Below are 26072 nucleotides of genomic sequence, written 5' to 3'. Positions count from 1 at the left end.
GTCTGGACGGGAAAGCAGGCGCCGACGCGGGCGCGTCAAACCAGTTGAGGCTGGAGTATCCGATTCCCGAACTTTCTGATTGCAAAGAACGAAGCCGCTGCAACGGCCGTAGCGGCCACGGCAGGCATTATTGCGGTCAGATCAAGGCTGGCTACCGCGGCCAGAATCACTGCTCCGCCAGCGGCGAAGGCAGCGGCTAGCGGAATTAGGGGTCGTAGTGGGGAAGAAACGGCGAAGTCCCGGTGAATCATTCTCCGCCGGAGCAGGGCCCTGGCCATATAGCCCAACAAAAGCCCCGACGCGATGCCGTCCATGCCGAAACGTGCGAGGGCGAAGGACGCCACCACGCCCATCGCCGTGCCTGCTACCGTGATGACGAGCCCGTGCCCCGGCGCGCGATACGCGAACAGTAGATCGGCTATACCGAAGCTGGCCTGCAGAATCTCGGCGAGGCACAAGATCAGCATCGGAGCATAGGCGGCAGGATAATAGCCGCCCAGGAGGTGCAGTATCGCCGCTCCCATGCCGGCAATCATCAGGAAGGTCGGCAGCTGTAGATCCAGGATCTTCCTGCTCACGCTGGCGATGGTGTGCCGCGCCGACTCGACACCGGAAAGTCTCAATTCCCGCGCGACGATGGGCGTCAACAGGGCATCGAAGGACTGCCGCACCTGCCGAAGCGGCGTGCAAACCTGTCGCGCCACACCATAAATGCCTGCCGGAGCATCGCCCAACATCAACCCGACGATGTAAAGGTCTGCCCGCTCTGCAAGCGCGGTGACGCAATCCGTCCCCGTCACCCAGCCATTGTGCCGCATCGTGCTGAACAGGTGCCGAAAACCAGAGGGCCGTATCGTCAAGCCTCGCATGTCAAAGCTGCGCAGCACTGCCGACAGCGCAAAAACAATCGCCGCAAGCGTGCCGGCGGCATAGCCGAGCACGAGCCCGAATTGCGGGGCGCCGAACGCGAAGGCGACCACCGATACGAGCACAGCGACATAGGGTTCGATGATGCTTCTGCAGAGCACCTCGTAGCGAACGAGCCCCTGCCAGCGTGTGGCCGCGAGCAGGAGATCCAGCAACGCTTGCCCGGTGATGAGCGGCGCCATCCATAACAGCGTCCAGCCAACCAGTCCGAGCCCCGGCAAGAGCAAGATGCAGGAAACGATCAGCATAGTGACCAGCGCGCTGGCACCGACGACGATCAGGCCCGTTTCGAGCAGACGCTCACCCGGCGACGTCGAACGCTCCGCATTTTCCAGGATCTGGAAAAGCATCGTCTTCATGCCCGCACCGCCGATGGTGACGGAAACCTCGACGACGGCGAGCGCGACACTGTAGGCGCCATAGAGCGTCGCGCCATACAGGATGGCGGCCACCAGCAAGAACGAAATGCGCGCCCCGAACTTGATCGCGAACCCGCCGCCTACAGCCAGCGCTCCACGCTGGAGGCGCTGGTTTCCGTCAGAACTCTGGGCGTCGGGTGTAGCAGGCAACGACCCGCCAACGGTCACTTGGCGCCGTCCGAAGGCGGGGGCGTTGCAGGCGTGTCCGACTCCGCCTCGGGCTTGCGCTTGTGATGGCCATGCACATGCAAGGCGTCGATTTCCGCCTGCCTGGACTGGAGATAGGAGGCGCGAGAAGCCGCATAAGGGTCCGGCGAATCGCGGAACGATTGCAACTTGTCGGCGAATTGAACTCGGTCGTCCAACGTTCCGATGATGGTCGCAGGCAGTGTATACCAGACGCGGTTGAACGGCTTTCCAACGGTCGACGGCAGCAAAAGCTTGTCCACCGAAAGGCCGACAAGATCGCGCACCGTCGTCGGCCCGACGAGCGGAAGAAAAAGAAAGGGTCCCGGCTTTACGCCATAGAAGCCCAGCGTGTTGGCGAAGCTGTTGCGCCTTTTAGGAAGCTTGAAAGGTTTTTTTTTCGCCACGTCGACGACGCCGGCAACGCCCAGCGTGGAATTGATTCCAAAACGCCCGACCGTCTCGAAGGCTTTTCCGATCTTGTGCTGCAGGAGAAAATTGAGAAAAACGACCGGTTCGTTCAGATTATTGAAGAAGTGGCGCAATCCGGCGCGGAGAAACGACGGGAGTATTTTGGAGTAGGCCTTGGCTGCCGGTGCGACGACCAGCTTGTCGGCCGTCTGCACGACGGCATATGTCTTCAGGTTTACTTCCTGAAGAGGATCCTCGCGAGGTGGGCGTGGCCTGGCGCTGACGACAATTTCATCCTCTGGCGCGCTTTCCTGCGGGGCTGGCTCGGTTGCGCCGCTGGTAGCCTGAGGAGCAGGAGGGGCAGTCTGAGGGGCAGGCGGAGTCGGTGCGACCGTGTCCTGCCCCGGCGGGGGTGTGGACTGGGCATCCCCATCCGGCAACACAACGGAAACGATCGGCAGCGCGATCAGCTCGTCAGGCGTGCCTGCCGCGTCGCATGGCGCAGGGCCGCTCATCAGGAGCATCGCCGCCATCACGGTGGGACCACCCATTATTTGGCATTCATGGCAGTGTGTCTCGCTGCGTTCGGCACGTTTATGGGTCAACTATGACCGACATTCCGATCGTTTGGATGGGTCGGAAGGACCGGTATATGGTGGGTATACAGCGTCCCTTATCAGCAAACTCCGGCGAAAGTCACCGCGAATTCGCCTCACGGAGGGCGCGGATGCAGGCCATCCGTGCAATCGGCCCGAGCTCTTTCCCGGACGCGCGCGCCAAGCCTCCGCAAATCGCTTGCTGAAAGGACACCTGAACCCGTAGATTACGGTTCAATGACGCTTGCCATCACCGATCTGTCACGAGACCGCCGGATAGAGGATCCGACAAACCTGTGGATCATCCATCCGGCAGCTCGCCGCCTGCTGCCCTGGTTCCTCGAGCGCGGGATCTCCGCCAATGCCGTGTCCCTGGCCGGCCTGGCGCTGGGCACGTTCGCGGCGCTCGCCTATGCTCAGTGGAAGATCTGGCCTTTTGCCCTTGGCGGTTTGGTGCTGTCCGTGGGCTGGCTTATCGCCGATGGCTTGGACGGGATGATCGCGCGTGCCACGGGCACCGCCAGTCCCCTGGGGCGCGTGCTGGACGGCGTGTGTGACCACGGCGTTTTCATCCTGATCTATGTTTCGCTGGCCTTGTCGATCGGCACGGTGGAAGGCTGGGCATGGGCGGTGGCGGCCGGTGTCGCCCATATGGTGCAATCCAACCTATACGAGAGCGAACGAGCCCGCTTTCACCGTCGCTGCAAGGCAGTGGCGGTGGTCGCCCTTCCTGCACCCAGCCGCAATCCGTTCATTCGCCTCTACGATTATGGCTGGGGGATGCTGGACCGCGTCGCCGCGCGCTTCGATGACGTGCTGCAGCATCACCCCGCTCCCGCAGACCTTGCTGCGACCTATGGCGATCTGGCCGCCAAGCCCATGCGGCTGATGAGCCTGTTGTCCGCCAATGTTCGGGTCTATGCGATTTTCCTTGCCTGCCTCATCGGCAATCCACGCCTGTTCTGGTGGTTCGAACTCGTCCCGCTGAACATCATCCTCATCTTCGGACTATTCCAGCATCGCATGGTCGAAAATCGCCTTGGAACAGTATCGATGAATCACTTTTCACAAATCGAAGGAATAAAGAAGTAATGCCGGCCATTAACATCGCCATTGTTGGTGTAGGAAACTGTGCCAGCTCTCTCGTGCAGGGGCTTTCCTACTATCGCGAAGGCGCAAATGAGACCGTCGGGCTCATGCATTGGGATCTGGGCGGCTATAAGCCGAACGATATCCGTGTCGTTGCTGCATGGGACGTGGATCAGCGCAAGGTCGGCAAGGACGTGTCCGAAGCGATTTTCGCCAAGCCCAATTGCACGGCCATCTTCTGCGAAACCGTGCCGCCTACCGGCACGAAGGTGCAGATGGGTCATGTTCTCGACGGCGTCGCCGAACATATGGCGGACTATGACGACAATCGGACCTTCCTGCTCTCGAGCGAGCGCGAAGCAACCAAGGCGGAAGTGGTCGCTGCATTGCGCGAGACCAAGACCGATGTGCTGATGAACTATCTGCCGGTAGGCTCGCAGGCCGCCAGCGAGTTCTACGCCGAATGCGCGCTCGAGGCGGGCGTGGCGTTCGTGAACAACATCCCCGTGTTCATCGCCAGCGACCCCGTGTGGGCGGAGCGTTTCACCAAGGCTGGCGTGCCGATCATCGGCGACGACATCAAGGCGCAGCTTGGTGCCACCATCGTGCATCGCGTGCTGACCGACCTGTTCGCCAAGCGGGGCGTCAAGCTGGAGCGGACCTACCAGCTCAACACCGGCGGCAACACCGACTTCCTGAACATGTCCAATCATCGCCGTCTCGCCTCCAAGAAGATCTCGAAGACCGAGGCGGTGCAGTCGGTCGCGGCCGAGCGCCTGGAAGACGAAAATGTGCATATCGGCCCCTCCGACTATGTGCCGTGGCAGAATGACAACAAGGTGTGCTTCCTGCGGATGGAAGGCACGATGTTCGGCGGCGTGCCGATGAACCTCGAGTTGCGCCTTTCCGTCGAGGACAGCCCCAACAGTGCCGGCGTCGCCATCGATATGATCCGGTGCGCCAAGCTGGCAAAGGATCGTGGTCTGGCGGGGCCGATCGATGCGGCATCGGCCTATTTCTGCAAGCATCCGCGGTTCCAGATGACCGATGATCTGGCAGCGCGCGCGGTCGACGAGTTCATTGCCGTCGCGGCGGAATGATCGACACCGGCATTGTTCTCGCGGCAGGCGAAGGCTCGCGCCTTCGCGCTGTCGCCCCGCTCAAGCCGCTCTGCCGCGTTGACGGGCGAACCCTGCTTGCCCATGCCGTGTTCGGCATGGCGCAGGCGGGGCTTGCGCGAACGATCGTGGTCGTCGGCTATGAAGCGGAGACGATCGAATCCTACGTTGCGGCGAACGAATGGCCGATCCTCGTCGAGACCGTGCGGGTGGAAGATCATCGGCATCCCAACGGTTCGTCCTTGCTCGCAGCAGAACCGCTGCTGGGCGATGCGGAGGCGATCCTCGCGATGTGTGACCATCTGGTCGAACCACAATTCTATCGGCGGATGGCCGGCACCATGACGGGCGGCGGTGCGTCGCTAGGGATCGACCGGCGACTCGACAGCGACTGGATCGACCTGGACGATGTGACGTGTGTTCAGACGGAGGGCGATCGCGTGGTCGGCATCGGCAAGGGCCTGACGTCCTATGACTGCTTCGATACGGGCGTCTTCACGGTCGGCAGGGGCCTCTTCGATGCACTCCGCGGGTTGGAGAAGCCATCGCTCACCGAAGGAATGCGGCGCTTGGCATCCGACCGGGCCGCCGGCGTCAGGGATTGCAGCGATCTCGAATGGATCGATGTGGACGACGATCGAGCGTGGCGCATTGCGGAAACATGGCTGACATCGAGTCGGCGTAGCGCGGGTGGCGCGTAACATTGGCGGCCTTTGCGAAAAGGCGATGTCGGGCTGAATGCGGAACGAGCACGCCGCGCGGGACCGCACCGACCAATCAAGCTCCTGATCAATCGAGAGGGCTAGCCGCCGGGCAATCAGCGCCGCAGAGGATCGCTTTCGGCGTGAGCGGTCGTTACGTCTCCTGATTCGGAACGACATGTCTTGGTCGAAAACGGTAGCCGGCGCATCCATGACGGCCGACCTTACGCCTTGCCGACCGCGGCGTCGAAATAGTCGTTGCACCCCTCGTCCCGATGGCACGCCACCATCTTCAACCCCGCCGCATCGAGCAGCGCACCGTACGCCCCTTCGCCCAGCGATCGCGAACGCCGCCCGGTCAGGCTATCCTCCCAGTCGCAGCGCTCGCGGGGCGCGCTGAACAGGAAACGGCCGCCGGGGTGCAGCGCGCGGCCGACCCGCGTGATCACCGCCGCCTGCGCCGCCTCCGGCAGCAGGAACAGCATTCCGATCGCGACCACGCCGTCGAAGCGGCGATCGAAGAAGCGGCTGGTTTCCGCCGGCTCGCAGGCCGCGGTCGCGTCGGGCAGGATGCGGCGGAAGGCCGCGATCATCCGGGGGGCGGGATCGATGCCGAACAGCGCGAAGCCCTGCGCTGCCAGGCAGGTGCCGATCGGCACCCCCGTGCCGCAGCCGATGTCGAGCACCGCGCCGCCGCGCGGCAACTGGCGGGACCAGTGGAGGACGATGTCGGTACCGATATTCGAGCGCAGCGCGGCGAACTGGTCGGCAACCGAGTCCCAGCCTGCCGAGGCGTCGTCGCTGGTCACCGACGCCCCGCCACCGCCTAGCCCTTCGGCTTGAGCGCGTCGGCCAGCGACGCGGTCGCGCTGCCCGGGCGAGCGGGCTTGGGCTGCGAGGGGTCGGGGGCCCAGCCGGTCAGGTAGACGATCGAATATTTCTCCGGCGTGCGGCCGTCCGGATCGGCGCGTTCGGCGAAGGCGGCGGCGGTGCCGAGCAAGGTCTCGCGGCGAAGCGGCGGGGTGTTCGGCAGCAGGTTCGTCGCCGCCATGCCGCGCAGGTCGCGGATCAGCCCGCCCAGGCCGCCATAGCGCACCGTCAGCGTCTCGACATCGGCCACCGGCAGGGTGAAGCCGGCGCGCGAGAGCAGGTCGCCGGCGGCGCGCACGTCGATCTGTGGGTGGAAGCGCGCCACCGGCCGGTCGGCCTCGGCGGCGAGCAGGCAGGCGCGCAGCGTCGCGAGGCTGCCGGCGCCCAGGAACGCGCCGAGGAACAGCCCGTCGGGCTTGAGCGCACGGCGGGCCAGGGCGAGCGCGCCGGGCACGTCGTTCACCGTGTCGAGTACGCCGGCGGAGAGCACCAGGTCGAAGCTAGCCTCGGGGAAGGGGTGCATGTCCTCGTCGGCATGGATCGCGCCGCTGGCAGCGGCAAACGCCGCGCCGGCCTCCAGCCGGGTGATGGTGGCACCGGGCCAGACGAAGCTGCCGTCGGCGCTGCCGAGGTCGAGGACGTCGCGGAATTCGCGCTTCACGCCCTCCAGCCGCTCGTACAGCCCGTCGAGCATGTGGTCGCGCAGGAAGCTTTCATAGCTGCGGGCGGCGCGATCCCGGCGCTTGCGGCGCAGCGCGCGGTCGAAGATTTCGGAGTCGGACACGGCGCGCTTGTGCAGCGGCGCGGGGCTTGGAACAAGAGGGGCGTGGACCCGCGCGCGCCTTTCCTCCGCATGCTCGACCTGGCGCTGCCGCCGCGCTGCCCGGGCTGCGGCGCGATCGTCGAGGCCGATCATCGCTTCTGCGCAAGCTGCTGGGACAGCCTGCAATTTCTGGGACCGCCCTGGTGCGCGACCTGCCATCTGCCGTTCGAATACGATCGCGGGGCGGGGGCGCAGTGCGGCGACTGCCTCGCCCAGCCGCCGCCGCATGACGGGGTACGCGCGGCGGTGGCGTATGGCGAGGTCGCGCGGCGGCTGGCACTCAAGCTCAAATATGGCGGTCGGCTGGCGGTGGCGGAGACGATGGCGCGGGCGATGGCGCGGCTGGTGCCCGAGGGCGCCGATCTGGTGGTGCCGGTGCCGCTGCATCGCTGGCGGCTCTGGTCGCGCGGGTTCAACCAGGCGGTGCTGATCGCGCGGAGCGTGGCCAGGGGGCAGGGGCTGCCGGTCGAGACCGATCTATTGCGCCGGGTGAAGGCGACGCCCAAGCTTCAGGGGCTGGGCCGGCGGGCGCGGGCCAAGGTGGTCGCGGGTGCCTTCGCGCTCGCACCCGAGGCGCGGGCCAAGCTGAAGGGGCGGACAGTGCTGCTGGTCGACGACGTCCATACCAGCGGTGCGACGGGCGATGCCTGCGCCCGGCTGCTCAAACGCGGCGGCGCCTCGCGCGTTGTGATTCTTTGCTGGGCACGCGTCCTCGCCGAGGACGCCATGGATTGACAAGCCGGGGGCCCGCGCACACCTCAGGAGGCATTATGGCAAAGGTCGAAATCTACACCAAGGCGTTCTGCCCCTATTGCACGCGCGCCAAGCAGCTCCTCACCGCCAAGGGCGCGGAATATGAGGAGTACGACATCACCATGGGCGGGCCCAAGCGCGCCGAGATGCTGGATCGCGCGCCGGGCCGCACGACGGTGCCGCAGATCTTCATCGACGGGCAGCATATCGGCGGCTCGGACGATCTCGCCGCGCTCGACCGCAAGGGCGGACTGGACCCGCTGCTCGCCGCATGAACCGCGCCGCGCTGCTCCAGATGACCAGCGGGATCGATCCCGCTGCGAACGCGGCCACGCTGGTCGAAGCGGTGGCGCAGGCCAAGGCGGGCGGGGCGGCGATGCTTTTCACCCCCGAAATGTCCGGCCTGGTCGACGGCAACCGCGAGCGGGCGTTTCCGCATTACCGGCGGGAGGACGAAGATCCGGTGCTGGCCGCCGTGCGTGACGCTGCCGCGAAGCAGGGCATCTGGGTGCATCTGGGCAGCCTCGGGGTGCTGCGCGAGGACGGCAAGCTCGCCAACCGCGCCTTCGTGATCGACGAAACCGGCGCGATCCGCGCACGCTACGACAAGATGCATCTGTTCGATGTCGACCTGCCAACCGGCGAGAGCTGGCGCGAATCGAACAGCTATACGGCGGGCGCGGGGCCGGTGGTGGTCGAAACGCCGCTCGGCAAGCTGGGCCTCGCCATCTGCTACGACCTGCGTTTCCCGGACCTGTTCCGCACGATGAGCGATGCGGGCGCGACGATCCTCGCCGTGCCGGCGGCGTTCACGCGGCCCACCGGCGCGGCGCACTGGCACGTGCTGCTGCGCGCCCGTGCGATCGAGGCGGCGGCGTTCGTCCTCGCCGCGGCGCAGACGGGGGAGCACGAAGATGGGCGCGCCACCTATGGTCACAGCCTGGCGATCGATCCCTGGGGCGACGTGCTGCTCGACATGGGCGAGCCTGCGGGGCTCGGCTTTGTCGAGCTCGATCGGGCGCGGCTGGACGATGTGCGGACCCGTGTGCCGGTGCTGCGCCATCGCCGCGCGATCCCGGAGGCGGTGACGGCGTGATCGTCTTCGACCTGAAATGCAGTGACGAGCATGTGTTCGAGGCGTGGTTCAAGTCGAGCGGTGCCTATGAGGAGCAGCGCGCGCAGGGGCTGATCGCCTGTCCGTTCTGCGGCGACGTCATGATCACCAAGGCGGTGATGGCGCCGGCGGTGGCAGCCAAGGGCAATCAGGTTCCGGAAAAGGCTCCCCTTTCGCCGGAGGGGTTCAAGGCCGCGCTGGCTGCAATCGCGCAGCTCCAAGCCAAGCAGCTCGAGACCTCGACCTGGGTGGGCGACGCGTTTGCGGAAAAGGCGCGGTCGATGCATCAGGGCGATGCACCGGAGGCGCCGATCCACGGCCAGGCGACGCTCGCCGAGGCAAGGGCGCTGGTCGAAGACGGGGTGCCCGTCGCGCCGCTGCTGGTACCGGTCGTGCCTCCCGAGGCGCGCAATTGATTTCGCGCGATCGGGTCGGTACGAGCGACGGCGTGGCCCGGTAGCTCAGCAGGATAGAGCAAGCGATTCCTAATCGAGAGGTCGGAGGTTCGAATCCTCTCCGGGTCACCATCTCCATAGTTACGGCATTGTTATCATTGGCTTTGTCTAATGGTTAGACAAGCGTTACGCGACGGGGTTAGACAAATCACGGTGGGGCACTGCCTTCGCCATAGCGTCGTTCCAAGAAACTATCGGTCGGCTCACGTCGGGTGCCCAAACTCTCGGCGGCGTCCGCTGCGTTTTCAAGACGGCTACAGGATATCCAGTCGTAGAGTGAGATAGTGGGGCGTTGTCGCGCTTCCCACTTGGCGTGTCCCACGGCTGCAGTTTTCGGAAGCCGACCCATTGCTGATCGATCGAGACATCGGAAGGCAATAGAAGATTCAAGTCGCTTGCCCTGTCAAAGCTCGCCTTCTAGATTCCGGAGCGTGAGCACGTGATAGGTAAGGAATTGCGATGCGATTCGGGGGGATCGAGTGATTTTATTGAGGGCCGTGATTTGATCGCATTTCCGCTCATCGAGCGGGTCAGCGTTCATCATTACGCTCTCTATCCGGGGCGGGATGGTAGCGGTGAGCTGGAACTCGAACTTGGCCAGGGTCCGTGGTTGGTTCTCGGCGTAAATGGCTTGGGGAAAAGCACGCTCCTCTTGCTGCTCCGCTATCTCCTGGCTGGACCCGTCCGTACCCGTTCAGCCGGATTTGCGGGTGAACGTGATGACTTGCAGGCCGTAAATAATCGCTTTTTCGCTGTTCGGGTTGCCGGCGGCGCTGAGCGAGCTACGGCTAAAATCGTTGCCCGATTCGGTGCCAAGACGCTAACCGTCGAGCGTTCATTGGGAACGCTCGCTTTGCATCACGCGCATATTGCTGATGCGGCAACTTCACGAACCCTCGAAACCGAAGAGGATTATCGCGCCCTCATCACAAACCTGATGGGCGTGGCACAGTTCGAGGATGTCGTCCGGGTTTTGGATCATTTGGTCTTCTACCTCGAAGGCCGGCAATCACTGATATGGGATCTGGCTGCCCAATTTGAACTGTTTCGCGCCCTTCTCACACCAACACTTTCCGCAGATCTTCGACGGTTGGAAGGCGAGATCGTGTCTGCGGATAGTGCCGCGCGTAACCTTAACGCTACCTTGTACAAAATTACACAACGCAGAGATCGCGAATCGAATAAGCGGGTGACGGCCAATGATACTCGTGCACGTATTGCCGCGGCTCAAGGTGAGTTGGACAAGCATGTCAAGGATGAGTTGGCTCTAACGGAGCAACTTGAGGCTGCCGAGATACTTCGTGGCGATTGCAACTTGCAGCGCAAGCGTAGCGAAAAGCTCGTAGACGATGCGGCGCAGGCGTATGAGAAGTTGAAGTTTGAGGTGCTCCGGCAGGCGTTTGCTGGCGTGAGTCCCACGGACCAATATCTTTATCTCAAGTTGCTCTCGGAGCGGATCTGTATCGCCTGTAACCAAGCAGCCCCAGAAGCGGCTGCTGAACTTCAGAATCGGCATGATCAAGGGCGTTGTGTCGTATGCGGCAACCCACGCAAGATAGACGACAATGTCGAAAGCATCGGCGATGCCCTCAAAAGCAAAGCATCTGAAGCGTTTCAACTTCTGGAAAGTCGCCGCGCGGAGCTTGAAGAATTCCAAGGACAATATGCCAAAGCAAACGAGGCAGTCTACGCTCTTCACAAGAAAGTTTCGAACGTCAGAGTTGCTGTCGAAGATAAGCAAGGTCTAATTCGAAGGCTGCGCAAAAACCTGCCGGCTGAAGAAAGCCTGGCCCTGAGCCGCGAGGAAGAGCGCATCAGGACGCTCCGAGGCGAGGTCCTGACCTTTCGGCAGGAACGAGAAGCCGCCGAACGTGCTATCGAGGATTTGCTCGCCCAGCTTTCGGCCGCAGTTGAACAGGTCCGGGAGAAGCTCGAACTCGCGTTCCTTGAGCAAGCTGCGCCATTCTTTGCGGAAAGCGTGCGGTTAGTTTACGCACCCCGGACCGCAAAGATCGGACAAGGCGGACGGTCTTTCGACTTTCCGGCTTTTGAGGTGGAGATGACGTCGGGCGCGACGCTTGGGCAGTTTGTTCGACGCACGCCCGAACAGGTGTCGCTCTCGCAACGGGAGTATCTGGATATCATTTTCCGGATGGTTCTTGTTGACGTGTTAGGCGCGGGCGCCGGCTCTCTTGCGATTGATGGTCCTGAAGGTTCGCTCGATGCTGTTTTCGCCGGACGAGCTGGCGATCTCTTCGCACGTTTCTCGGCTACTGGGCAAACTAACGTCCTTCTTGCTTGCAATATCGTGGAGGGCGGCTTCATCCCGCACGCGCTTTCCAATTATCAAAGATCTGATCGACCAGGTCGGATCATTAATTTGCTAGAGCAAGCGACACCTACTCAGGCCCTGAAAACGCTACAGCCACTCTATCTTGAGAAGGTCGCTGAGATTATCGAACGCGATCCGGGGTGATGGTTCCGCAGCCCCTAGATAGCGACTTTCGCATCCGTGCGCGCGTGCTGCAAATCATGGCTGCGCTCGAGCGCGCTGGCGCGACTCCGATTTCGAATCGCGATCTCCACTCGGTTGCTTATCTCGCAAACGTGCTCAGTCCAATCTGGGATGTCGAGCCTCTCGAGACATCTGTTTTGAAGGATCGGGAGGGGCCGCGCTCCTCAGCCTTCGAGCACGAGATTGACCTTTGTATCGGCCAAGGGTTGCTTCTAGTCGATGCGCTGCGGCCCGATCCTGAAAATCCGGTGCGATTGGATGCGACCTATCGGCTGAACGCCCGGGCTGCGCGCCCCGTTTTGGCCGCGATCACTGTGCTTCCGGACGAGCAATCTGTTGAGCGTTTCTTGAACGAGCTTGCGTTTGCTTTTGTCGAGATCAAGCCTGGACTTCGAGACGATGCCGCGCTTCAGGACGCCTCTTGGTCGAATCCCGCAGTGGCGGAGGGGCGGATCGTCGACTTTGGCGAGCACTCTCAGCGCGCAGCTGTAAATCCGTCGTATAACGCAGCTCAGGCGTTCCAACGCTTCGCGCCGGAAGGCATGAAGCTCGACCGCGCCGAAAAGCTGCTCATGTATGTGCGTCTCCTCAAACGGAGGGCGCATGGCTGACGCATTCGGCGGCATGAGCCTGGAAGAGATCGAGGCCGCATCGAGGGAGCTGCCATTTCCCGACAATGCCGGGGCCTCGCCCGCCGAGCGCTTTGTCCTCAAGGTATCGGCGCTTGTCCGCGTGCGCCAAGCGCAGGGCGATAGCGGCGGCGTTGCCGTGTTTCTGCAAAGCGATTCGCTGCGAAGTGATGCAGAGGGCTGCGGCGGTTCGTTTCACCCGTTTATCGCGACCGGCAATGACCCGATTACCGAAAAGGTGTGGCTGTCGAACGCCACGCTGGGAGGCGCTTACGCGCTTGATGTCGATTGCAGCGACCAGGCGGTAATTTTCGAGAAGGTCCAAACCTCAGCCTTCGGAAAGCTGCCCGCGCTCGTAATTGATTGGCGTGGTGCGGTCCCTGCGGGTCGCTTTTATGCCCGTGGTTTGGGCGACCTGGATCATGTCCAAGAGGTGCTCCTCGCCTATACTGAGATCTCACCTGAAGATTTGAAAGCCTGCCTAGACACTGCGCATCGCACGGCGTTGGAAACACCGCAGCGAGTTGGAGAAGGCCATGCAGAGCAGATCTGGACAGACGCTTCCAAGGGCTGGCCGGCGCATAGGCCCGAGGAGCGAATTCAGGGTAAGCTCATCAACCATTTGCGCGCGCGCTATACCCGGCATGTTGTACGAGCTGAGCGAAAGAATGACGACGGTATCACTGATTTAATGATCTTTGCACACACGCAGGATGTTGCGGGCCAAAAGATCGTCGTTAACGAATGGGTGTTAGAACTAAAGGCTCTTACCGATAAAACAGAGACCGGTAATGCGATAGGATCTTCCGATATCAAGAGGCGTATTTCGGACGGTTTAACTCAGGCCATCTCCTATCGAAACGAAGAGCATGCTCGCAACGCCGCGTTGTGCTGCTATGACATGCGTGCAAATGATGAGGGCGACGAAGCTTGCTTTGCTGAGATACGCGACGACGCTGCTAGCGAAACAGTGCTACTGTGGCGCTGGTACTTGTTCCGATCATCGAAGGCGTTGCGTACTGAAAAGCAGGCGGCAAAGAAGGTGTCAGGCGCGCTCCAAGGTCAGTAGCGTTTCGAGAAGTTCCTGCCGCCCTCCTTGTTGTGGTGATGCGCGCATTGAACGAAATGGCTCGTCGGCGAGCTTGCGAAATCCGATGCTGCCGGCGATCTCCGCCAAGATATCCGCAACGGGCACTTGCACTCCGTTATAGCGGCTATCGCCCACAACTAGATATGCACGCCCACCGCTTATCAGCGAGGAATGCAGGCGCTGCATAATGGTCCGCATGTCAGCGAAATAAGCCGTGACCATGTCCGGGATCGTGGCGTTCCATAATAGCGGGCGCACTTCATTCAAAGCGCTTGCCACCTTTTTAAGCGTCTGAGATTCTATGTCTCCGACATCGTAGTCTCGCTTGATTTGGACATGACTTCGCAATGTTTGGAGCCGTAGCGTCCGATTTGCCTCACTGCTGTCGAGATAACCGCAGACCCAAAGTTCGACATTGTAGACATCCGTGTAGTCGAATGAATTCGGATAAGGCGGCGAAAATATCGCAACGTCGAAATCACCCTCGCACGGCGTCAGAACGCGCGCGTCACCACGGAGCAGCTTGAAGCTGAGGTTTTGTCTGTTGCGGAAGCGCTGAATATCATAAACTGCCTGCACAAATGCGGCATCGAACATTGAGACGACTTCGTCCGCGCTTGCTTGCCTTTCCTCCCAATGCGGTCGGTATCGCCGGCCCTTACCACTCACCACGACATTGCTCACAGCGAGTGAAACCGGCGCCAAAAGCACCCGGAACAGCCTGCGATGGGCCAGATTGCCCACGGCCATGATTGCGTTGCGAACCCCGGCAAGCCGGCGAGCAACGTCGAGGCTGAAAATGTAGCGACCCTGCTTGCCCGGCGCCACGAAGGTAATCGGAGCACCTGGGAAAAGCGTCTCGCTACGATCGTCCTCTATGCGCTTCAGGAGAGCTGCATAGTCGTCAAGTAGTTCAACCGCGTTATAGCTAGTAAGCTTGGCCTCTATCAAATCCGCCAGGTACGGGTTGACCTCAATCGTAGTAGGGAAAGCGCCAAGGAATTGACTTGCCAAAGCAGTGGTCCCTGATCCTCCAAAAGGATCTATTGCCCTTCTGATCGGCCGTTTGAGGGCGGCTGAAGTTTCCTCGAACGCTTGCGCAATCAATTCAGGTGCGAACGCTTCCTTGAATGCTCGCCAAGCTTGGAACGCCACCAGTGGTGTACCGGCATTCGTTGAGAGATGGGCGGGCTCGCGGCCTTCAAGCCAATCTTCGAGGGTAGCCGTCCGATCTTCCGCCAGAAGATGCGTCATTTCGCTTGCCCAGCCGCTACAGAGAGACCGCGATTCCGCCTGATCGATCCTCGTGCCATTTTTTCCCTCGGCGCGTCAAATGGCCATGCTGCCTCACGAGTTTTGCGAAATTGTCAACACATGTCACCCGAAATCGTCGGGGCAGGATCGCAGCGTAGTGATTTGGAGGGGGCCGCACTCTCGGCAACCCTCTCTCAAAAACTCAGCAAGCCCTCCGTGGGGACGTGGTTCTCGTGACCCAGTCTATCGTTAGCGCACTGGTAGAGGTTGAGCGCGCCGGGCTGTCGAAGACGAGATAGGACGTTTTGACGACCGATGCTCGCTGCCGGATCGATTCGAAGTTAATCGTGCGGCCGAGCCACAGTGCTAGCCGTGCCGATGATGTGGCATCTGACGCCCGTCATGACCGCACGACGGGTAATCGATCTCGGTCCTTCGGCTGTTATTGTGGTGCTTATTTGAGTTCCAGCATAACCGACGACTACGTTCAAAAAAAGAAGCTTGTCTCGGAAGAAAAATGCTTCACGCCTCTTCAATGTATCAGACTCCTCGATCGCATCGAACTCGATTTGATCATTAGTGATCTCCCGAGGATTGGTGACGATTCCCACCAATGCGCCATGCTGATAGAGCCCGTCATCAAACCGAGATGGGTGTGGTGGACTTCGGAGCAAATTGATTTCATCGCGTAATGCAGAGTCGATCCTGCGCGGCTCCAAAATACTCCTGACCAGAAATGCGATTGGAAAGGTCAGAAACGGCGTTAGCGCCGTCAATGCGCGCGTGATCAGGGCAGTTTCTGTAAAGCCCAAGCCAATGAAGATTGCAGCTGCGATCAAGCATTGCGCCAGAATGGCAATGACGGCTGATGCTACACTGTCGAGCTTGGCGTCCTTCAACGCATGCCGAGCCGCGGTTTTGCTAACGAGTCCCCAATACCCCATATCGCTTCATACCAGCCGAACCTTTGTTTGCAATGATGCGCTCGCAACCTAGCCCGAAGGTGGCGGGCTGCTTGGCGCGCCGCGTGTTCCGGGGGTGCTGGCACGAAAAAAGTTAGACAAAGTTTTGAGGTCCTAAGGCGATTTTTCGTGCGAGGCTCGGAGGTTAGGCAAGGTAAGATCCTGAGAATAAACGATTGCCGTTAGCCTGCCGGAGAAACGATTAGGGTCTAGCTGCCGCCGACCCCCACGCGACGAAGTAGAATATTGGCGCGATATACTACCGATGTCGAGCTGGAGGGGCGGGCTAGTTAGCCGCTGCCAGCCAGCTTGCTAGACAGAAGGCTCGCTGGGGAGATTAACGGAAGCGCGTCGTCTTTCACGAGGCCGTCTGTAACCGGTCTGAACAATGAGTTCAAAATGATGGCGCGGTCTTTCTCGTCGGCTGCTTCATTCTCTGCTATCAGTCCTAAATAAGTATCAGCCATGGCTTCGCGGGACCGCGCGTCGACGGCAAGGTGATGCTCACTCAGCATCATGCGAACGAGAATCCGCGTCATCCACAAATATATCGTAAGGTAAAGGAGTGTGGCGGAGGCTGTGAATATTAACTCGTGTAACCAAGTGGCTCGGAGAACGCTTGCAGTCGCGCCCTTAACCCCGGTGGAGGCATCCTTGAAAAGTTGCTCTGCGAATCTATAGGACTCCTTCACTACAACGAAAGCCAAAAATATACCCCCGGAGCCTACGGCCACGGATAGACCTGCTCGAATGCGATATGCGAACTCATGTTTCTTGGCGATCTCTGCCCACAGTGCGACCGGCTTCTTTATCTTTGTTCGCTCTAGTACAGACTTCCTGGCTGCCTCATGTTTTTCGTTCCAATCAGCGATGCTTCGTGCGGTTTCAGTGGAACGATCTTCTATGAACTGTGCAAATCGCGCCTCATAAATTGCAGCGGTCTCGTCTATTTTTCGAATAAGCTCTTGATTTTTACCGGTGATTTCCAACATCTTGGCCTCAAGCTCATGGGTTTGAGCTTCATACATATCTAATAACTGCGAAAGATTTTTGCCCTTATCGGCGATATCACTTAAATAAGCTGCTCCAAAATCACGCTCTAATCGCCGCGCGCCAACCTGTTCGCTACTGCTCATGAAGGGGATTGAGGCGGTATCGGGTAGCGCCTGCGCCAACTTAGTCGCACCAATCGCTGGCAAGATCCCCTCGTCCAGCAAGACTGACCTAATGGAGCTACCAGCTGGAGAGCTGAAAGCGATGGGCGATCTTTGACTTACAAGCTCATTGATTTCCCTTTGTGCTTCCTCGACAAAGGATGCGTTAATTAGACGGTCAGAGTATTTGTGGATGGTCTGCCAAGGCTCCAAGAGGAGCGCGGCAAGCTCTGGAAAATCACTTGGCTCCACAAGGTTTTGGGCCAATTCTGAACTGGAAGCCCACAAATCACGTTGCGATTCGGCATATTTCCCTAGGGCATTCAGGTCGTTAAAGCGTTTCAGTCCCCCTCGAAACACGCCCAGATCCACGGTAATCACGGCTGCCAATCCCCTTTTGCTCACTGATATCGCACGTGCACGGAAACGGCAGTGCGCAAGGTCGCGGTTGCCCCCAGCTGAGCGCGTTTTCGTGCCTTCGGCAAGCGGTCGTACTCGGTTGCGAGCACAACCGTGCAAGGGGGTTGGCCCAGGCCCGAAAAGAGCGGAGCGGACTACGAAGCGCGTATCGCTCCAGTGCTACCATGCCCCGCGGTCCGGTTGACTCGCTGAGGGAGGAGCCGCAAAAAGGGTTAGACAAAATCAGCCTGTACCGGAGGAAGTTTGTAGAGGATTTGGGGCTGGGTGGCCAAGATAAGTGTTTGAGAAAGCTCGTTTGTTCTAATCCTCTCCGGGCCACCATCCTCCGGCGAAGCGGCACGCGTCCCCGTGCGCACGTGCAGATGAAAGAAGATGCCTGGGAGAACAGGTGGGGAATTGGCCGCGCCTGGTGCTGCGGCCTGCTTTATGCGCGCGCCGGTGCCGATTTCCGATTGCATTCGCCGCGCACCCTAGGAGGATTTCATGTTCGTGCTGATTGCTGCCGCCATTTCCGTCGCGACGCCGACGGCGCTCCAGTCCGCGCTGAAAACGGCGCGGGCGGGCGACGTCATCCAGCTGGCGCCGGGCAACTATGGATCGGTCGTACTCAACGACGCGCGGTACGCCGCCAAGGTGACGATCAGGAGCGCGGATCTCAAGCGCCGCGCCCTCTTCACCCGGCTGACCATCAACAATCCGCGTAATCTCGCCTTGTCGGGCCTGGAAGTCTCCTATGTCCCCAAGCCCGGCGAGGGCAATACGCAGGTGATGATCCGCATCAACAACGGTTCAGGTATAACGCTCGACAGTCTCTATGTGCATGGCCTGATCGGCGGCGACGTCAGCAAGGACTTGAGCGGGCTCAGCGCCTTCAATGTCGAGGGCCTCAGCGTCACCAACTCGCGGTTCCAGCAGGTCAATGCCGGGATCAAGGTGGAGCGTGGCCGCAATGTCGTGATCGACCATAACGACATCGGTTTCATCGGTTCGGACGCCATCGAGATCCCCGGCGCAAACGGCATCACGATCTCCTGGAACAGGATCCACGATTTCCGCACCAACCCGGGCGTCCACCCCGACGGCGTGCAGTGCTGGACGACGCGACAGGCCGCCGGCTGCAAGAACGTCCGGATCCTGAAGAACCAGATACTCGGCAGCCCTGGCCACGAACCGCAAGGCGTGTTCTTCGGTGACGAGGACCGGGTCGGCGGCTACGAGAATATCGAGATCAGCGGGAACCGCTTCGTCATGACCATGTGGCACGCGATCAACATTTACAGCGGCCCGAAGAACGTCACGATCCGCGGTAACGAGGTGATTGCCGGCCCGAACTTCACGCCCTGGATCCGCGTCGATGCGCCGGCGGTTGTCGAGGGGAACTCGGCACCGGCCTATTTCATCAACAGCAACAAGAGCATGCGGCCTGCCGGAAATCGTATCGGCGGACGCTTTGCGAAATAGCGGTTGGGCGCAGCGGCGCTTGCGACTCCAACCTACCGGCAGGTGGCGTCCCGCACCGTCTCACCGATCTCGGAAAAGGCTGCCATAGCCGGTTCTCGGCATGTCATGCGATGTAAGCCCAGCCATATCCGTGACCACGAATCCGAGGATCAGCGCGATGCCAAGCGCGGCGAGGAGGGAACAGGCTGCGTGGAGGTTGGGTGTTTCCGCTTCCCCATCGACCCCGGCGTCCATCGCGCTCCCTTCCCAATGCTAGAGCCCGCGCTCGTCGCGGGCGCCAGCACATGTTGTAGCTCAAGGTGCCCGGCGGTTTGCCGTTGCGACTGCTCCGTTCTGGAACTGATTCATGTCGGATTTGACAGGGACTCGTTGATTTTCGAACAGAAATCAGGTTGAGGCAGAGCTGCCCGGGACGGAAAACGGATTCGCACGGGGCAATTTTCGGAAGAGGCACAAATGAAAAGTTTGGGGGAACGGTTCGCCGCGCGCGCGACGACCGGATTTGACTATGCGCGGTTGTTTCTCGCGCTCGCCGTGGTGCTGTGGCACACCTTTCCCGTGACGATGTCGACCGAGGCGCTGATGCCCTATGTCGATCAGCCGATCATGGTGCTCGTCCGCGTCATCCTCCCGATGTTCTTCGCGCTGAGCGGGTTCCTGGTTTCGTCGAGCCTCGAGCGCGCGCCCAACCTTGGCGTGTTCCTCTGGCATCGTGTGCTGCGCATCTTCCCGGCCCTGACGGTGGAGGTGCTGCTCTCGGCGCTGATCCTGGGGCCGATCCTGACCACGGTGTCTCTTGCAGCCTATTTCACGCACCGCGAATTCTTCCAGTACATGGTCAACATTATCGGCTGGATCCATTTCCGTCTGCCGGGCGTGTTCCTCGACAATCCGGTCTCGGGGATCGTCAACAGCTCGCTGTGGACGGTACCCTCCGAGCTGGAATGCTACATCACGATCAGCGTTCTCTTCCTGATCGGCTTCACCAAGCGGCCTAAGCTGATCGCCGTGACCTGGATCGTCGCGATGGGCATCCTCACCTGGCATCAGGTCGCGACGGCCGCGCCGATGTGGTTCAACGTCGACAAGTTCAATCTGACGCTCAGCTTCGTCGCCGGCATGATGGTGTATCAGTTCCGCCATGCGCTGCCTGGCGGCTTCGTGGTTGCGCTGGGCGCGTTCGCGGTGGCGTGCTTGTTGCTGTACTTCCCGAACGCACAATATGTCGCCAGCTTCCCCGCCGCCTATGCGATCGCCGCATTCGGTTGCAATCGCATGTGGCGCCCGAAGCTTATCTTCGGCGGCGATTATTCCTACGGCCTGTATCTCTACGCCTATCCGATCCAGCAGACCGTCGTGCATCTGATCGGTCCGGGCAAGTTCTTCGAGACCCTCGCTCTGTCCTTGCTTGCGATGGTGTGTTTCGCGGTGTTCTCGTGGCACGTCATCGAGAAGCGCATTCTGGTGTTCAAGGACTCGTTCCCCGCGATCGCGCGATGGGCCCGCCGTCCGACGCTGCTGCGTCGACCGAGCGCCGCCTAAGTCCGCAGCGCCGCAACGAAGAAGGGGAGCCGAGCGCCCTAGCGCTCGGCTCCCCAGTCATATCCCCCGCTGGACGGGTCAGTGATCGCAAGCGGGGGAAGGCTCGATCAGAAGCGGGTGCCGACGCCGAAGCCGAACACCAGCGGGTTGATGTCGACGCTGGTCTGGTTGATCGCGCCGCCGGTATTGAGCCGGGCCGTGGTGCTCATGTCGATGTACTTGACGTCGAGGTTCAGGAAGAACTTCTTGTTCAAATCGATGTCCACCCCGGCTTGCAGGGCATATCCGAAGCTGTCCTTGAGCGAGAGGCTGGTCTGGCCGAGCGCCTTGTTGAGCGAGTCGCTGGTCTTGGCCGAATAGAAAGTGGTGTAGTTGATGCCCGCGCCGACATAGGGGCGCACCGCCGCCTTGGGCAGGAAGTGATATTGCAGCGTCAGCGTCGGCGGCAGCACCCAGGTGTGACCGACCTTGCCGAGCGACGAAATGGCTTCGCGGCCCTGGATGTCGTGGCGGGTGCTGGAGACGATGAGCTCGGCCCCGATATGGTCGGTTGCCATGTAGGTGAAGTCGACTTCGGGCATCACCGCATCGCCGACGCCGACCTTGGCGGTGGGCAGGGCAGGGGTGATGCCGGTCGATGATTCATTCGGGGCGACGACGATGCCGCGCAGGCGGACCAGCCAGTCGCCGGCCGCGATGCCCGCTCGGTCCTGTGCCTGGGCGCTCGCGGTGGAGGCCAGCAGACCGGCAGCGGCCAGACCGACAAAAAGCGAAGTACGCATGGTTCATTTCTCCTCGTGTTCGACGAGGCACCGGGTAGCCGCAACTTTCCCCCGCGGTTTTGATCACACGCAACGTTGCGCGTAGGTAATGTTCCCAAGGTGGTCCGTTGGCCGGCTTGGGACCAATACGTAACGACACGCCGCACGCGCGCGATGCATGCCACGCGCGGAGGCGAATATGTTCATGGATCGAAACCAGCCGGATCTGGGCGCTGCGGAATGGAACCTGCCGGCGCGCTGCGCGGCGTGCGGCGTGCGGATGGCATCCTTGTGCGGCGGCATCTCGGCGGGCGCGCTGGAGGCGCTCAACCGCATCGGGCGCAAGCGGGTGCTGCGGCGGGGCGAGGCGCTGATCTGGCAGGGAGATATCGCCGAGCAGGTCGGCATCCTGCATCACGGGCTGGTCAAGCTGTCCGCCTCGCTGGAGGACGGCCGCGAGCAGATGCTGGGGCTGGCCTTTCCGGCGGACTTCGTCGGCGCGATCGGCGAGCGACCCTCAAGCCATTGCGTCACCGCGCTGACCGAGACCGAGCTCTGCGTCTTTCCGCGCAGCGCGCTGCCCGGGCTGGTCGAGGCGCATCCCGAGATCGGCCAGGCACTGCTGACCCGCGCCTATGACGAGCTCGACCAGCTCCGGAAATGGATGCTGCTGCTCGGCCGCAAGTCCGCCGGGGAACGTGTCGCCAGCCTGTTGCTGCAGTTCGCGGCGCGCGGCACGTGCAGCCCCGGCGCGCCGGTCGCGCTGCCGCTCACCCGCCAGCAGATGGCCGAGCTGCTGGGGCTGACGATCGAGACGGTCAGCCGCAAGCTCACCGCGATGAAGCGCGACGGCGTGATCGCGCTGCCCGATCTGCGCAGCTTCGTGATCCTCGATGCCGCGGCGCTCGCCGTGCTGGCGGCCGAGACTCCGTAACTAACCGCATGTCGGCGCGCAGTGCATCTGCCTAGCCTCGCTTCATCCACGAAGAAGACCGGATGAAATGGAGGCGACCATGAAGAATGTACTCGTTCTGATGCATGACGACGCCGGACAGGAGGCGCGGTTCCAGGCCGCGCTCGACTTGACGCGCGGGTTGGAGGGGCATCTGCGCTGCGTCGATATCGCGATGGTGCCGGCCTATGTCGGCGATTATGTCGAATTCGGTGGCGGTGCCGCATTGCTCGCCGACGAGCAGACCCGCGAGGCGGCCAATCGCGTGCGGATGGAAGGGCGGCTCAAGGCCGAGGACGTTCCCTATGACTGGGTGGACGCGACCGGCTTCGCCCGCGAATGCCTGCGCGACGCGACCGCGCTCGCCGATCTGGTGGTGCTCAATCGCGAACTCGACAAGGTCGACTATCCCGACATGCGCGATCTGATCTGCGATACCATCCTGAAGACCGGCAAGCCGATCGTCGCGGTGCCGGAAAAGGCGCCGGGCTTCGACCTGTACGGCCATGCGGTGGTTGCGTGGGACGGTTCGCGTACGGCGGAAGCGGCGCTGCAGGCGACGGTGTCGCTGCTCAAGCATGCCGGCACGGTGACGATCCTGGTGGTCGACGAGGGCTCGCTGCGGCTGCCGGCGGCGGAAGCGGCGGAATATCTGTCGCGGCACGGCATCCGGCCCGAGGTGCGGGTGGTCCCCAAGACCGATACGGTGGGTGGCGCGATCCTCGCCGTCGTCGAGGCGCTCAAGGCAGCCTATCTGGTGATGGGCGGTTTCGGCCACAGCCGCTTCCTCGAAGCGGCGTTCGGAGGCGTGACGCGGCGGATGCTGGCGGAAAGCCCGGTGCCGCTGCTGCTGGCGCACTGACGCGGACGAATCGCGCGCGCTTGCCCGTCAACAAAAGAAAAGGGGCAGGCAACCCTGGCTGCCTGCCCCTTTTGCTGTTCGCGCGGCTCGAAAAAGCCGCGGCGACCGCGCTTACTTGACGTGCTTGGCGAGGTGCTTGTTCATTTCGAACATGGTGGCCTTGTCGCCGCCGAAGATCGGCTTCAGCGTGTCGTCGGCCAGGATTTCGCGCTTGTTCGCAGGGTTCTGCAGGTTGTGCTTCTTAATGTATTCCCACACCTTGCTGACGATCTCGCTGCGCGGCAGATCGGCGGTGCCCACAATCTTCGCCAGTTCGGGCGAAGGGGTAACCGGCTTGGCAATGCCACCGCGTGCTTTGGTCTCGGCCATCGTGTCTAACTCCTGTTCGTACCCCTTATTGGGGCTATTCCTTCGTCAGCGCCTCGGGATCGAGAGGCTTCCTCCCCCTTGTCGCAACCAACGATGTACTGCGGTTCGTGCGGTGATGCACGCCCCTGTACGCCTTTGACTGCGGGAAAGGGCATCTGTCCAGCGCAGACCGCACCGAAGCGCGGCCAACCGCTGTTTTGCGGCGCTGCGGTGGTGCAGCGGCGCAACACTTTGGGGCAAAAACGTAGTAATATTGCGCGGTCAGGCCAAGACTCGGGTTTGGACCAGGCCTTCGAAGGTGCCGCGCACATCCGGCGCGGCGTCTGCGGTAAGCCGTTGGACATCCGCCAGGAAGCCCGCGGCGTCGGCGCCGGGCGCGCGATGCGCCATTTCCCAATGGCCGAATGCGCGGCGGTCGACGATCCGGCGGGAGAGCAGTACGATCGCACGATGCCGCGGATCGCGCTGGATGCGCGCGAAGGCGGCCTCCACCGCGTCCTCGGGACCTTCCAGCGCCTGGAGGAAGCGTCCGCCATCGGCGTAGAGCAGCCCGGTGATCCGGTCGCGTGCATTATTGCGGCGGGAGACGGTCAGGATGTCCTGGGTAGGACAGGGCGCGGCCGGGTTTGCGGAACTGACATAGACGAGCTGCAGCATGGAAATCCTCTCCTGCGAGCGCGCGTTTTCGGCGTAGACTGGTTAATAGCAGATTAGCATCGCCGATGCGCGCTTGTATTTCAGCTATTTAGTCCAAGCTGGACAAGATCGTATAATTCCGGCATCAGAAGCGCGTGATCGACGCCCTGCGCCTTACCCTGCGACTTATCCGCCCTTAGGGGCCGATTTCGCACGCGCGCGTCTCCCCTAAGGGCAAACCGGAACTTCCCTATCGCATCACGGCTGCGCTAGGCGCGGCCAGACCTTGAAGAGAGACACGGCCCATGTTGCGCGACCCCAGCGTCAAATATCGTCCTTTCCCCCAGGTGGATCTGCCCGATCGCCAATGGCCCGGCCGCACCATCACCAAGGCGCCGCGCTGGCTTTCCACCGACATGCGCGACGGCAACCAGGCGCTGATCGACCCGATGGACGGCGAGAAGAAGACGCGCTTCTTCGAATTGCTGGTGAAGGTGGGCCTGAAGGAAATCGAAGTCGGCTTCCCAAGCGCGGGGGCGACCGAGTTCGACTTCATCTCCGGGCTGGTGCGCGAGGGGCACGTGCCCGACGACGTGATCGTCCAGGTGCTCACCCAGTCGCGCCGCGACCTGATCGAGACCAGCTTCCAGTCGCTGAAGGGCGCCAAGCAGGCGATCGTCCACCTCTACAACGCGGTCTCGCCGGCCTGGCGCCGCATCGTGTTCGGCATGAGCCGCGACGAAGTCCGCCAGATCGCCATCGAAGGCGCCAAGGTGCTGCGTGACGAGGCGGCCAAGCAGCCCGATACCGAGTGGCATTTCGAATATAGCCCGGAGACCTTCTCCACCGCCGAGCTCGATTTCTCGGTCGAGGTCTGCGAGGCGGTGATGGACATCCTGCGCCCGACGCCCGAGCGCCCGCTGATCCTCAACCTGCCGGCGACGGTCGAGGCGGCGACGCCCAACATCTATGCCGACCAGATCGAATGGTTCTGCCGCAACATCCGCAACCGCGAGAGCGTCGTGATCAGCCTGCACACGCATAACGACCGCGGCACCGGCGTCGCCGCGTCCGAACTGGGGCTGCTGGCCGGCGCCGACCGCGTCGAAGGCTGCCTGTTCGGCAATGGCGAGCGCACCGGCAATGTCGATCTCGTGACGCTGGCGCTCAACATGTACACCCAGGGGCTGAACCCGGGCCTGGACTTCTCGGACATCGACGAGGTGATCCAGACGGTGGAGTATTGCAACCAGCTCCCCGTCCACCCGCGCCACCCTTATGCGGGGGACCTGGTGTTCACGGCCTTTTCGGGCAGCCACCAGGACGCGATCAAGAAGGGCTTTGCCTCGCAGGCAGCGCGCAACGACCAGGTCTGGGACGTGCCCTATCTGCCGATCGATCCCAAGGATCTCGGCCGCGATTACGAGGCGGTGATCCGGGTGAATTCGCAGTCGGGCAAGGGCGGCGTCGCCTGGGTGCTGGAGCAGGACAAGGGTCTCAAGCTGCCCAAGCGGATGCAGGCGGAGTTCTCCAAGCATGTCCAGGCGCTGGCCGACGAGACCAGCCGCGAGCTCAACGCCGCCGATATCTGGGGCCTGTTCGAACGGGTGTACCTGCCCGGTGACAAGGACCGGATCACGCTGGTCGACTATGAGGAAACGGGGGCCGCGGGCAGCCGCGTGTTCGTCGGCCGTATCTCGATAGACGGCGCCGCGCAGTCGATCTCGGGACGCGGCAACGGCCTGATCTCGGGCGTGGTCGACGCGCTGGCGGGCTCGACGGGTCCGCGCTTCGACGTGGTGGACTATAGCGAGCACGCGATCGGCGGCGGCGCGGATGCGCAGGCGGCCGCCTATGTCGAGTGCCGTACCGAGGACGGCCGGACGGTGTTCGGGGTCGGCATCGATGCGGATATCGCCACCGCCTCGGTGCGCGCGGTGCTCAGCGCCGCCAACCGCGCCTGACGTCAAAAGCCCCTGTCCCTGGAGGGACAGGGGCTTCCT

General features: G+C 62.0%; 25 protein-coding genes and 1 tRNA gene. 16 read left to right on the top strand and 10 right to left on the bottom strand.

What is annotated here, in order from left to right; genetic code table 11:
• Positions 1 to 35 precede the first annotated feature (35 nt).
• Together ABIC65_RS04920 and ABIC65_RS04915 are read right to left on the bottom strand one after the other, a co-directional pair.
• Positions 36 to 1514 carry a lipopolysaccharide biosynthesis protein gene (locus ABIC65_RS04920; protein ID WP_354307211.1) on the bottom strand — a complete coding sequence of 493 codons (1479 nt, stop codon included), beginning with the start codon at positions 1512 to 1514 and terminating at the stop codon, positions 36 to 38.
• Positions 1511 to 2476: an MlaA family lipoprotein gene (locus ABIC65_RS04915; RefSeq protein ID WP_354307210.1), complete on the bottom strand. Its 966-nt coding sequence runs from the start codon at positions 2474 to 2476 to the stop codon at positions 1511 to 1513. The genes ABIC65_RS04920 and ABIC65_RS04915 overlap by 4 nt, the downstream gene beginning before the upstream one ends.
• A gap of 300 nt (positions 2477 to 2776) precedes the next feature.
• Here ABIC65_RS04915 and ABIC65_RS04910 point away from each other — a divergent pair, with 300 nt between their 5' ends.
• From ABIC65_RS04910 to ABIC65_RS04900, 3 genes are read left to right on the top strand one after another with little or no spacing between them, the layout of a single operon-like run.
• Positions 2777 to 3631 (top strand): CDP-alcohol phosphatidyltransferase family protein, encoded by an 855-nt coding sequence (locus ABIC65_RS04910; RefSeq protein WP_354307209.1) that lies wholly within the window; start codon positions 2777 to 2779, stop codon positions 3629 to 3631.
• On the top strand, positions 3631 to 4728 hold the full coding sequence (locus ABIC65_RS04905) for an inositol-3-phosphate synthase (RefSeq protein ID WP_354307208.1): 1098 nt from the start codon (positions 3631 to 3633) through the stop codon (positions 4726 to 4728). The genes ABIC65_RS04910 and ABIC65_RS04905 overlap by 1 nt, the downstream gene beginning before the upstream one ends.
• A complete protein-coding gene (locus ABIC65_RS04900) occupies positions 4725 to 5447 on the top strand; it encodes an NTP transferase domain-containing protein (protein WP_354307207.1) in 723 nt (240 codons plus the stop codon). Before ABIC65_RS04905 ends, ABIC65_RS04900 begins: the two co-directional genes overlap by 4 nt.
• Positions 5448 to 5671: 224 nt before the next feature.
• Here ABIC65_RS04900 and ABIC65_RS04895 read toward each other — a convergent pair whose 3' ends face one another.
• Together ABIC65_RS04895 and ABIC65_RS04890 are read right to left on the bottom strand one after the other, a co-directional pair.
• Entirely contained in the window at positions 5672 to 6256 is a 585-nt protein-coding gene (locus ABIC65_RS04895) for a class I SAM-dependent methyltransferase (protein WP_354307206.1), read from the bottom strand.
• Between the two features lie 17 nt (positions 6257 to 6273).
• Positions 6274 to 7101 carry a methyltransferase domain-containing protein gene (locus ABIC65_RS04890; protein ID WP_354307205.1) on the bottom strand — a complete coding sequence of 276 codons (828 nt, stop codon included), beginning with the start codon at positions 7099 to 7101 and terminating at the stop codon, positions 6274 to 6276.
• Positions 7102 to 7170: 69 nt separating this feature from the next.
• On the opposite strand from ABIC65_RS04890, the gene ABIC65_RS04885 reads away from it, so the two are divergent.
• The 8 genes from ABIC65_RS04885 to ABIC65_RS04850 all read left to right on the top strand — a co-directional run bounded on the left by ABIC65_RS04885 (position 7171) and on the right by ABIC65_RS04850 (position 13675).
• A complete protein-coding gene (locus ABIC65_RS04885) occupies positions 7171 to 7875 on the top strand; it encodes a ComF family protein (RefSeq protein WP_354307204.1) in 705 nt (234 codons plus the stop codon).
• A gap of 35 nt (positions 7876 to 7910) precedes the next feature.
• Positions 7911 to 8168: a glutaredoxin 3 gene (grxC, locus tag ABIC65_RS04880; RefSeq protein WP_354307203.1), complete on the top strand. Its 258-nt coding sequence runs from the start codon at positions 7911 to 7913 to the stop codon at positions 8166 to 8168.
• Positions 8165 to 8989 (top strand): carbon-nitrogen hydrolase family protein, encoded by an 825-nt coding sequence (locus ABIC65_RS04875; RefSeq protein WP_354307202.1) that lies wholly within the window; start codon positions 8165 to 8167, stop codon positions 8987 to 8989. The genes grxC and ABIC65_RS04875 overlap by 4 nt, the downstream gene beginning before the upstream one ends.
• The gene (locus tag ABIC65_RS04870; RefSeq protein ID WP_354307201.1) at positions 8986 to 9423 is read left to right on the top strand and encodes a DUF1178 family protein; all 438 of its coding nucleotides are present in this window, start codon (positions 8986 to 8988) and stop codon (positions 9421 to 9423) included. Before ABIC65_RS04875 ends, ABIC65_RS04870 begins: the two co-directional genes overlap by 4 nt.
• Positions 9424 to 9457: 34 nt before the next feature.
• Positions 9458 to 9534: transfer RNA gene (locus ABIC65_RS04865), tRNA-Arg, on the top strand.
• A 430-nt stretch (positions 9535 to 9964) separates the two neighbouring features.
• Positions 9965 to 11938, top strand: coding sequence for a hypothetical protein (locus tag ABIC65_RS04860; RefSeq protein ID WP_354307200.1), 1974 nt, complete (start codon positions 9965 to 9967; stop codon positions 11936 to 11938).
• Positions 11938 to 12588, top strand: coding sequence for a hypothetical protein (locus ABIC65_RS04855; RefSeq protein WP_354307199.1), 651 nt, complete (start codon positions 11938 to 11940; stop codon positions 12586 to 12588). Before ABIC65_RS04860 ends, ABIC65_RS04855 begins: the two co-directional genes overlap by 1 nt.
• Positions 12581 to 13675 (top strand): hypothetical protein, encoded by a 1095-nt coding sequence (locus ABIC65_RS04850; RefSeq protein ID WP_354307198.1) that lies wholly within the window; start codon positions 12581 to 12583, stop codon positions 13673 to 13675. Before ABIC65_RS04855 ends, ABIC65_RS04850 begins: the two co-directional genes overlap by 8 nt.
• Here the strand turns inward: ABIC65_RS04850 and ABIC65_RS04845 are convergent.
• From ABIC65_RS04845 to ABIC65_RS04835, 3 genes are all read right to left on the bottom strand, one after another.
• Complete coding sequence (locus tag ABIC65_RS04845; RefSeq protein ID WP_354307197.1) at positions 13652 to 14950, bottom strand: hypothetical protein; 1299 nt, start codon at positions 14948 to 14950, stop codon at positions 13652 to 13654. The two genes, ABIC65_RS04850 and ABIC65_RS04845, sit on opposite strands and share 24 nt — an antisense overlap.
• 341 nt (positions 14951 to 15291) lie before the next feature.
• Positions 15292 to 15849 carry a hypothetical protein gene (locus ABIC65_RS04840; RefSeq protein WP_354307196.1) on the bottom strand — a complete coding sequence of 186 codons (558 nt, stop codon included), beginning with the start codon at positions 15847 to 15849 and terminating at the stop codon, positions 15292 to 15294.
• 353 nt (positions 15850 to 16202) lie between these two features.
• Positions 16203 to 17447 (bottom strand): DUF6161 domain-containing protein, encoded by a 1245-nt coding sequence (locus ABIC65_RS04835; protein ID WP_354307195.1) that lies wholly within the window; start codon positions 17445 to 17447, stop codon positions 16203 to 16205.
• Between the two features lie 522 nt (positions 17448 to 17969).
• Between ABIC65_RS04835 and ABIC65_RS04830 the strand changes: the two genes are divergently transcribed.
• Complete coding sequence (locus ABIC65_RS04830) at positions 17970 to 18947, top strand: right-handed parallel beta-helix repeat-containing protein (RefSeq protein WP_354307194.1); 978 nt, start codon at positions 17970 to 17972, stop codon at positions 18945 to 18947.
• Between the two features lie 456 nt (positions 18948 to 19403).
• Positions 19404 to 20489 carry an acyltransferase family protein gene (locus tag ABIC65_RS04825; protein WP_354307193.1) on the top strand — a complete coding sequence of 362 codons (1086 nt, stop codon included), beginning with the start codon at positions 19404 to 19406 and terminating at the stop codon, positions 20487 to 20489.
• Positions 20490 to 20596: 107 nt separating this feature from the next.
• Here the strand turns inward: ABIC65_RS04825 and ABIC65_RS04820 are convergent, their stop codons facing one another.
• Entirely contained in the window at positions 20597 to 21271 is a 675-nt protein-coding gene (locus tag ABIC65_RS04820) for an OmpW/AlkL family protein (protein WP_354307191.1), read from the bottom strand.
• A 178-nt stretch (positions 21272 to 21449) separates the two neighbouring features.
• Here ABIC65_RS04820 and ABIC65_RS04815 point away from each other — a divergent pair, with 178 nt between their 5' ends.
• Together ABIC65_RS04815 and ABIC65_RS04810 are read left to right on the top strand one after the other, a co-directional pair.
• Positions 21450 to 22184, top strand: coding sequence for a Crp/Fnr family transcriptional regulator (locus tag ABIC65_RS04815; RefSeq protein ID WP_354307189.1), 735 nt, complete (start codon positions 21450 to 21452; stop codon positions 22182 to 22184).
• Positions 22185 to 22263: 79 nt separating this feature from the next.
• Positions 22264 to 23064, top strand: a complete 801-nt coding sequence (locus tag ABIC65_RS04810; protein ID WP_354307187.1) for a universal stress protein — start codon at positions 22264 to 22266, stop codon at positions 23062 to 23064.
• A 111-nt stretch (positions 23065 to 23175) separates the two neighbouring features.
• On the opposite strand, the gene ABIC65_RS04805 is transcribed toward ABIC65_RS04810, so the two are convergent.
• A complete protein-coding gene (locus ABIC65_RS04805) occupies positions 23176 to 23433 on the bottom strand; it encodes an SWIB/MDM2 domain-containing protein (protein ID WP_116468858.1) in 258 nt (85 codons plus the stop codon).
• Positions 23434 to 23694: 261 nt separating this feature from the next.
• Positions 23695 to 24090, bottom strand: coding sequence for a BLUF domain-containing protein (locus tag ABIC65_RS04800; RefSeq protein ID WP_354307185.1), 396 nt, complete (start codon positions 24088 to 24090; stop codon positions 23695 to 23697).
• A 284-nt stretch (positions 24091 to 24374) separates the two neighbouring features.
• Here ABIC65_RS04800 and leuA point away from each other — a divergent pair, with 284 nt between their 5' ends.
• Complete coding sequence (gene leuA, locus ABIC65_RS04795; protein WP_354307184.1) at positions 24375 to 26033, top strand: 2-isopropylmalate synthase; 1659 nt, start codon at positions 24375 to 24377, stop codon at positions 26031 to 26033.
• The last annotated feature ends 39 nt before the right edge of the window (positions 26034 to 26072 follow it).

Source organism: Sphingomonas trueperi, assembly GCF_040545665.1.
Lineage (GTDB): Bacteria > Pseudomonadota > Alphaproteobacteria > Sphingomonadales > Sphingomonadaceae > Sphingomonas > Sphingomonas trueperi_B.
The sequence above is the reverse complement of the archived record's forward strand: the minus strand, read 5'-3'. Positions and strand labels throughout refer to the sequence as shown.

Coding starts and splice junctions, on each gene's coding strand:
- ABIC65_RS04810 (WP_354307187.1), top strand. CDS start 22,264: ATGAAGAATGTACTCGTTCTGATGCATGACGACGCCGGACAGGAGGCG.
- ABIC65_RS04815 (WP_354307189.1), top strand. CDS start 21,450: ATGTTCATGGATCGAAACCAGCCGGATCTGGGCGCTGCGGAATGGAAC.
- ABIC65_RS04830 (WP_354307194.1), top strand. CDS start 17,970: ATGTTCGTGCTGATTGCTGCCGCCATTTCCGTCGCGACGCCGACGGCG.
- ABIC65_RS04900 (WP_354307207.1), top strand. CDS start 4,725: ATGATCGACACCGGCATTGTTCTCGCGGCAGGCGAAGGCTCGCGCCTT.
- ABIC65_RS04875 (WP_354307202.1), top strand. CDS start 8,165: ATGAACCGCGCCGCGCTGCTCCAGATGACCAGCGGGATCGATCCCGCT.
- ABIC65_RS04850 (WP_354307198.1), top strand. CDS start 12,581: ATGGCTGACGCATTCGGCGGCATGAGCCTGGAAGAGATCGAGGCCGCA.
- ABIC65_RS04820 (WP_354307191.1), bottom strand. CDS start 21,271: ATGCGTACTTCGCTTTTTGTCGGTCTGGCCGCTGCCGGTCTGCTGGCC.
- grxC (WP_354307203.1), top strand. CDS start 7,911: ATGGCAAAGGTCGAAATCTACACCAAGGCGTTCTGCCCCTATTGCACG.
- ABIC65_RS04910 (WP_354307209.1), top strand. CDS start 2,777: ATGACGCTTGCCATCACCGATCTGTCACGAGACCGCCGGATAGAGGAT.
- leuA (WP_354307184.1), top strand. CDS start 24,375: ATGTTGCGCGACCCCAGCGTCAAATATCGTCCTTTCCCCCAGGTGGAT.
- ABIC65_RS04825 (WP_354307193.1), top strand. CDS start 19,404: ATGAAAAGTTTGGGGGAACGGTTCGCCGCGCGCGCGACGACCGGATTT.
- ABIC65_RS04805 (WP_116468858.1), bottom strand. CDS start 23,433: ATGGCCGAGACCAAAGCACGCGGTGGCATTGCCAAGCCGGTTACCCCT.
- ABIC65_RS04845 (WP_354307197.1), bottom strand. CDS start 14,950: ATGACGCATCTTCTGGCGGAAGATCGGACGGCTACCCTCGAAGATTGG.
- ABIC65_RS04800 (WP_354307185.1), bottom strand. CDS start 24,090: ATGCTGCAGCTCGTCTATGTCAGTTCCGCAAACCCGGCCGCGCCCTGT.
- ABIC65_RS04885 (WP_354307204.1), top strand. CDS start 7,171: ATGCTCGACCTGGCGCTGCCGCCGCGCTGCCCGGGCTGCGGCGCGATC.
- ABIC65_RS04915 (WP_354307210.1), bottom strand. CDS start 2,476: ATGGCGGCGATGCTCCTGATGAGCGGCCCTGCGCCATGCGACGCGGCA.
- ABIC65_RS04855 (WP_354307199.1), top strand. CDS start 11,938: ATGGTTCCGCAGCCCCTAGATAGCGACTTTCGCATCCGTGCGCGCGTG.
- ABIC65_RS04905 (WP_354307208.1), top strand. CDS start 3,631: ATGCCGGCCATTAACATCGCCATTGTTGGTGTAGGAAACTGTGCCAGC.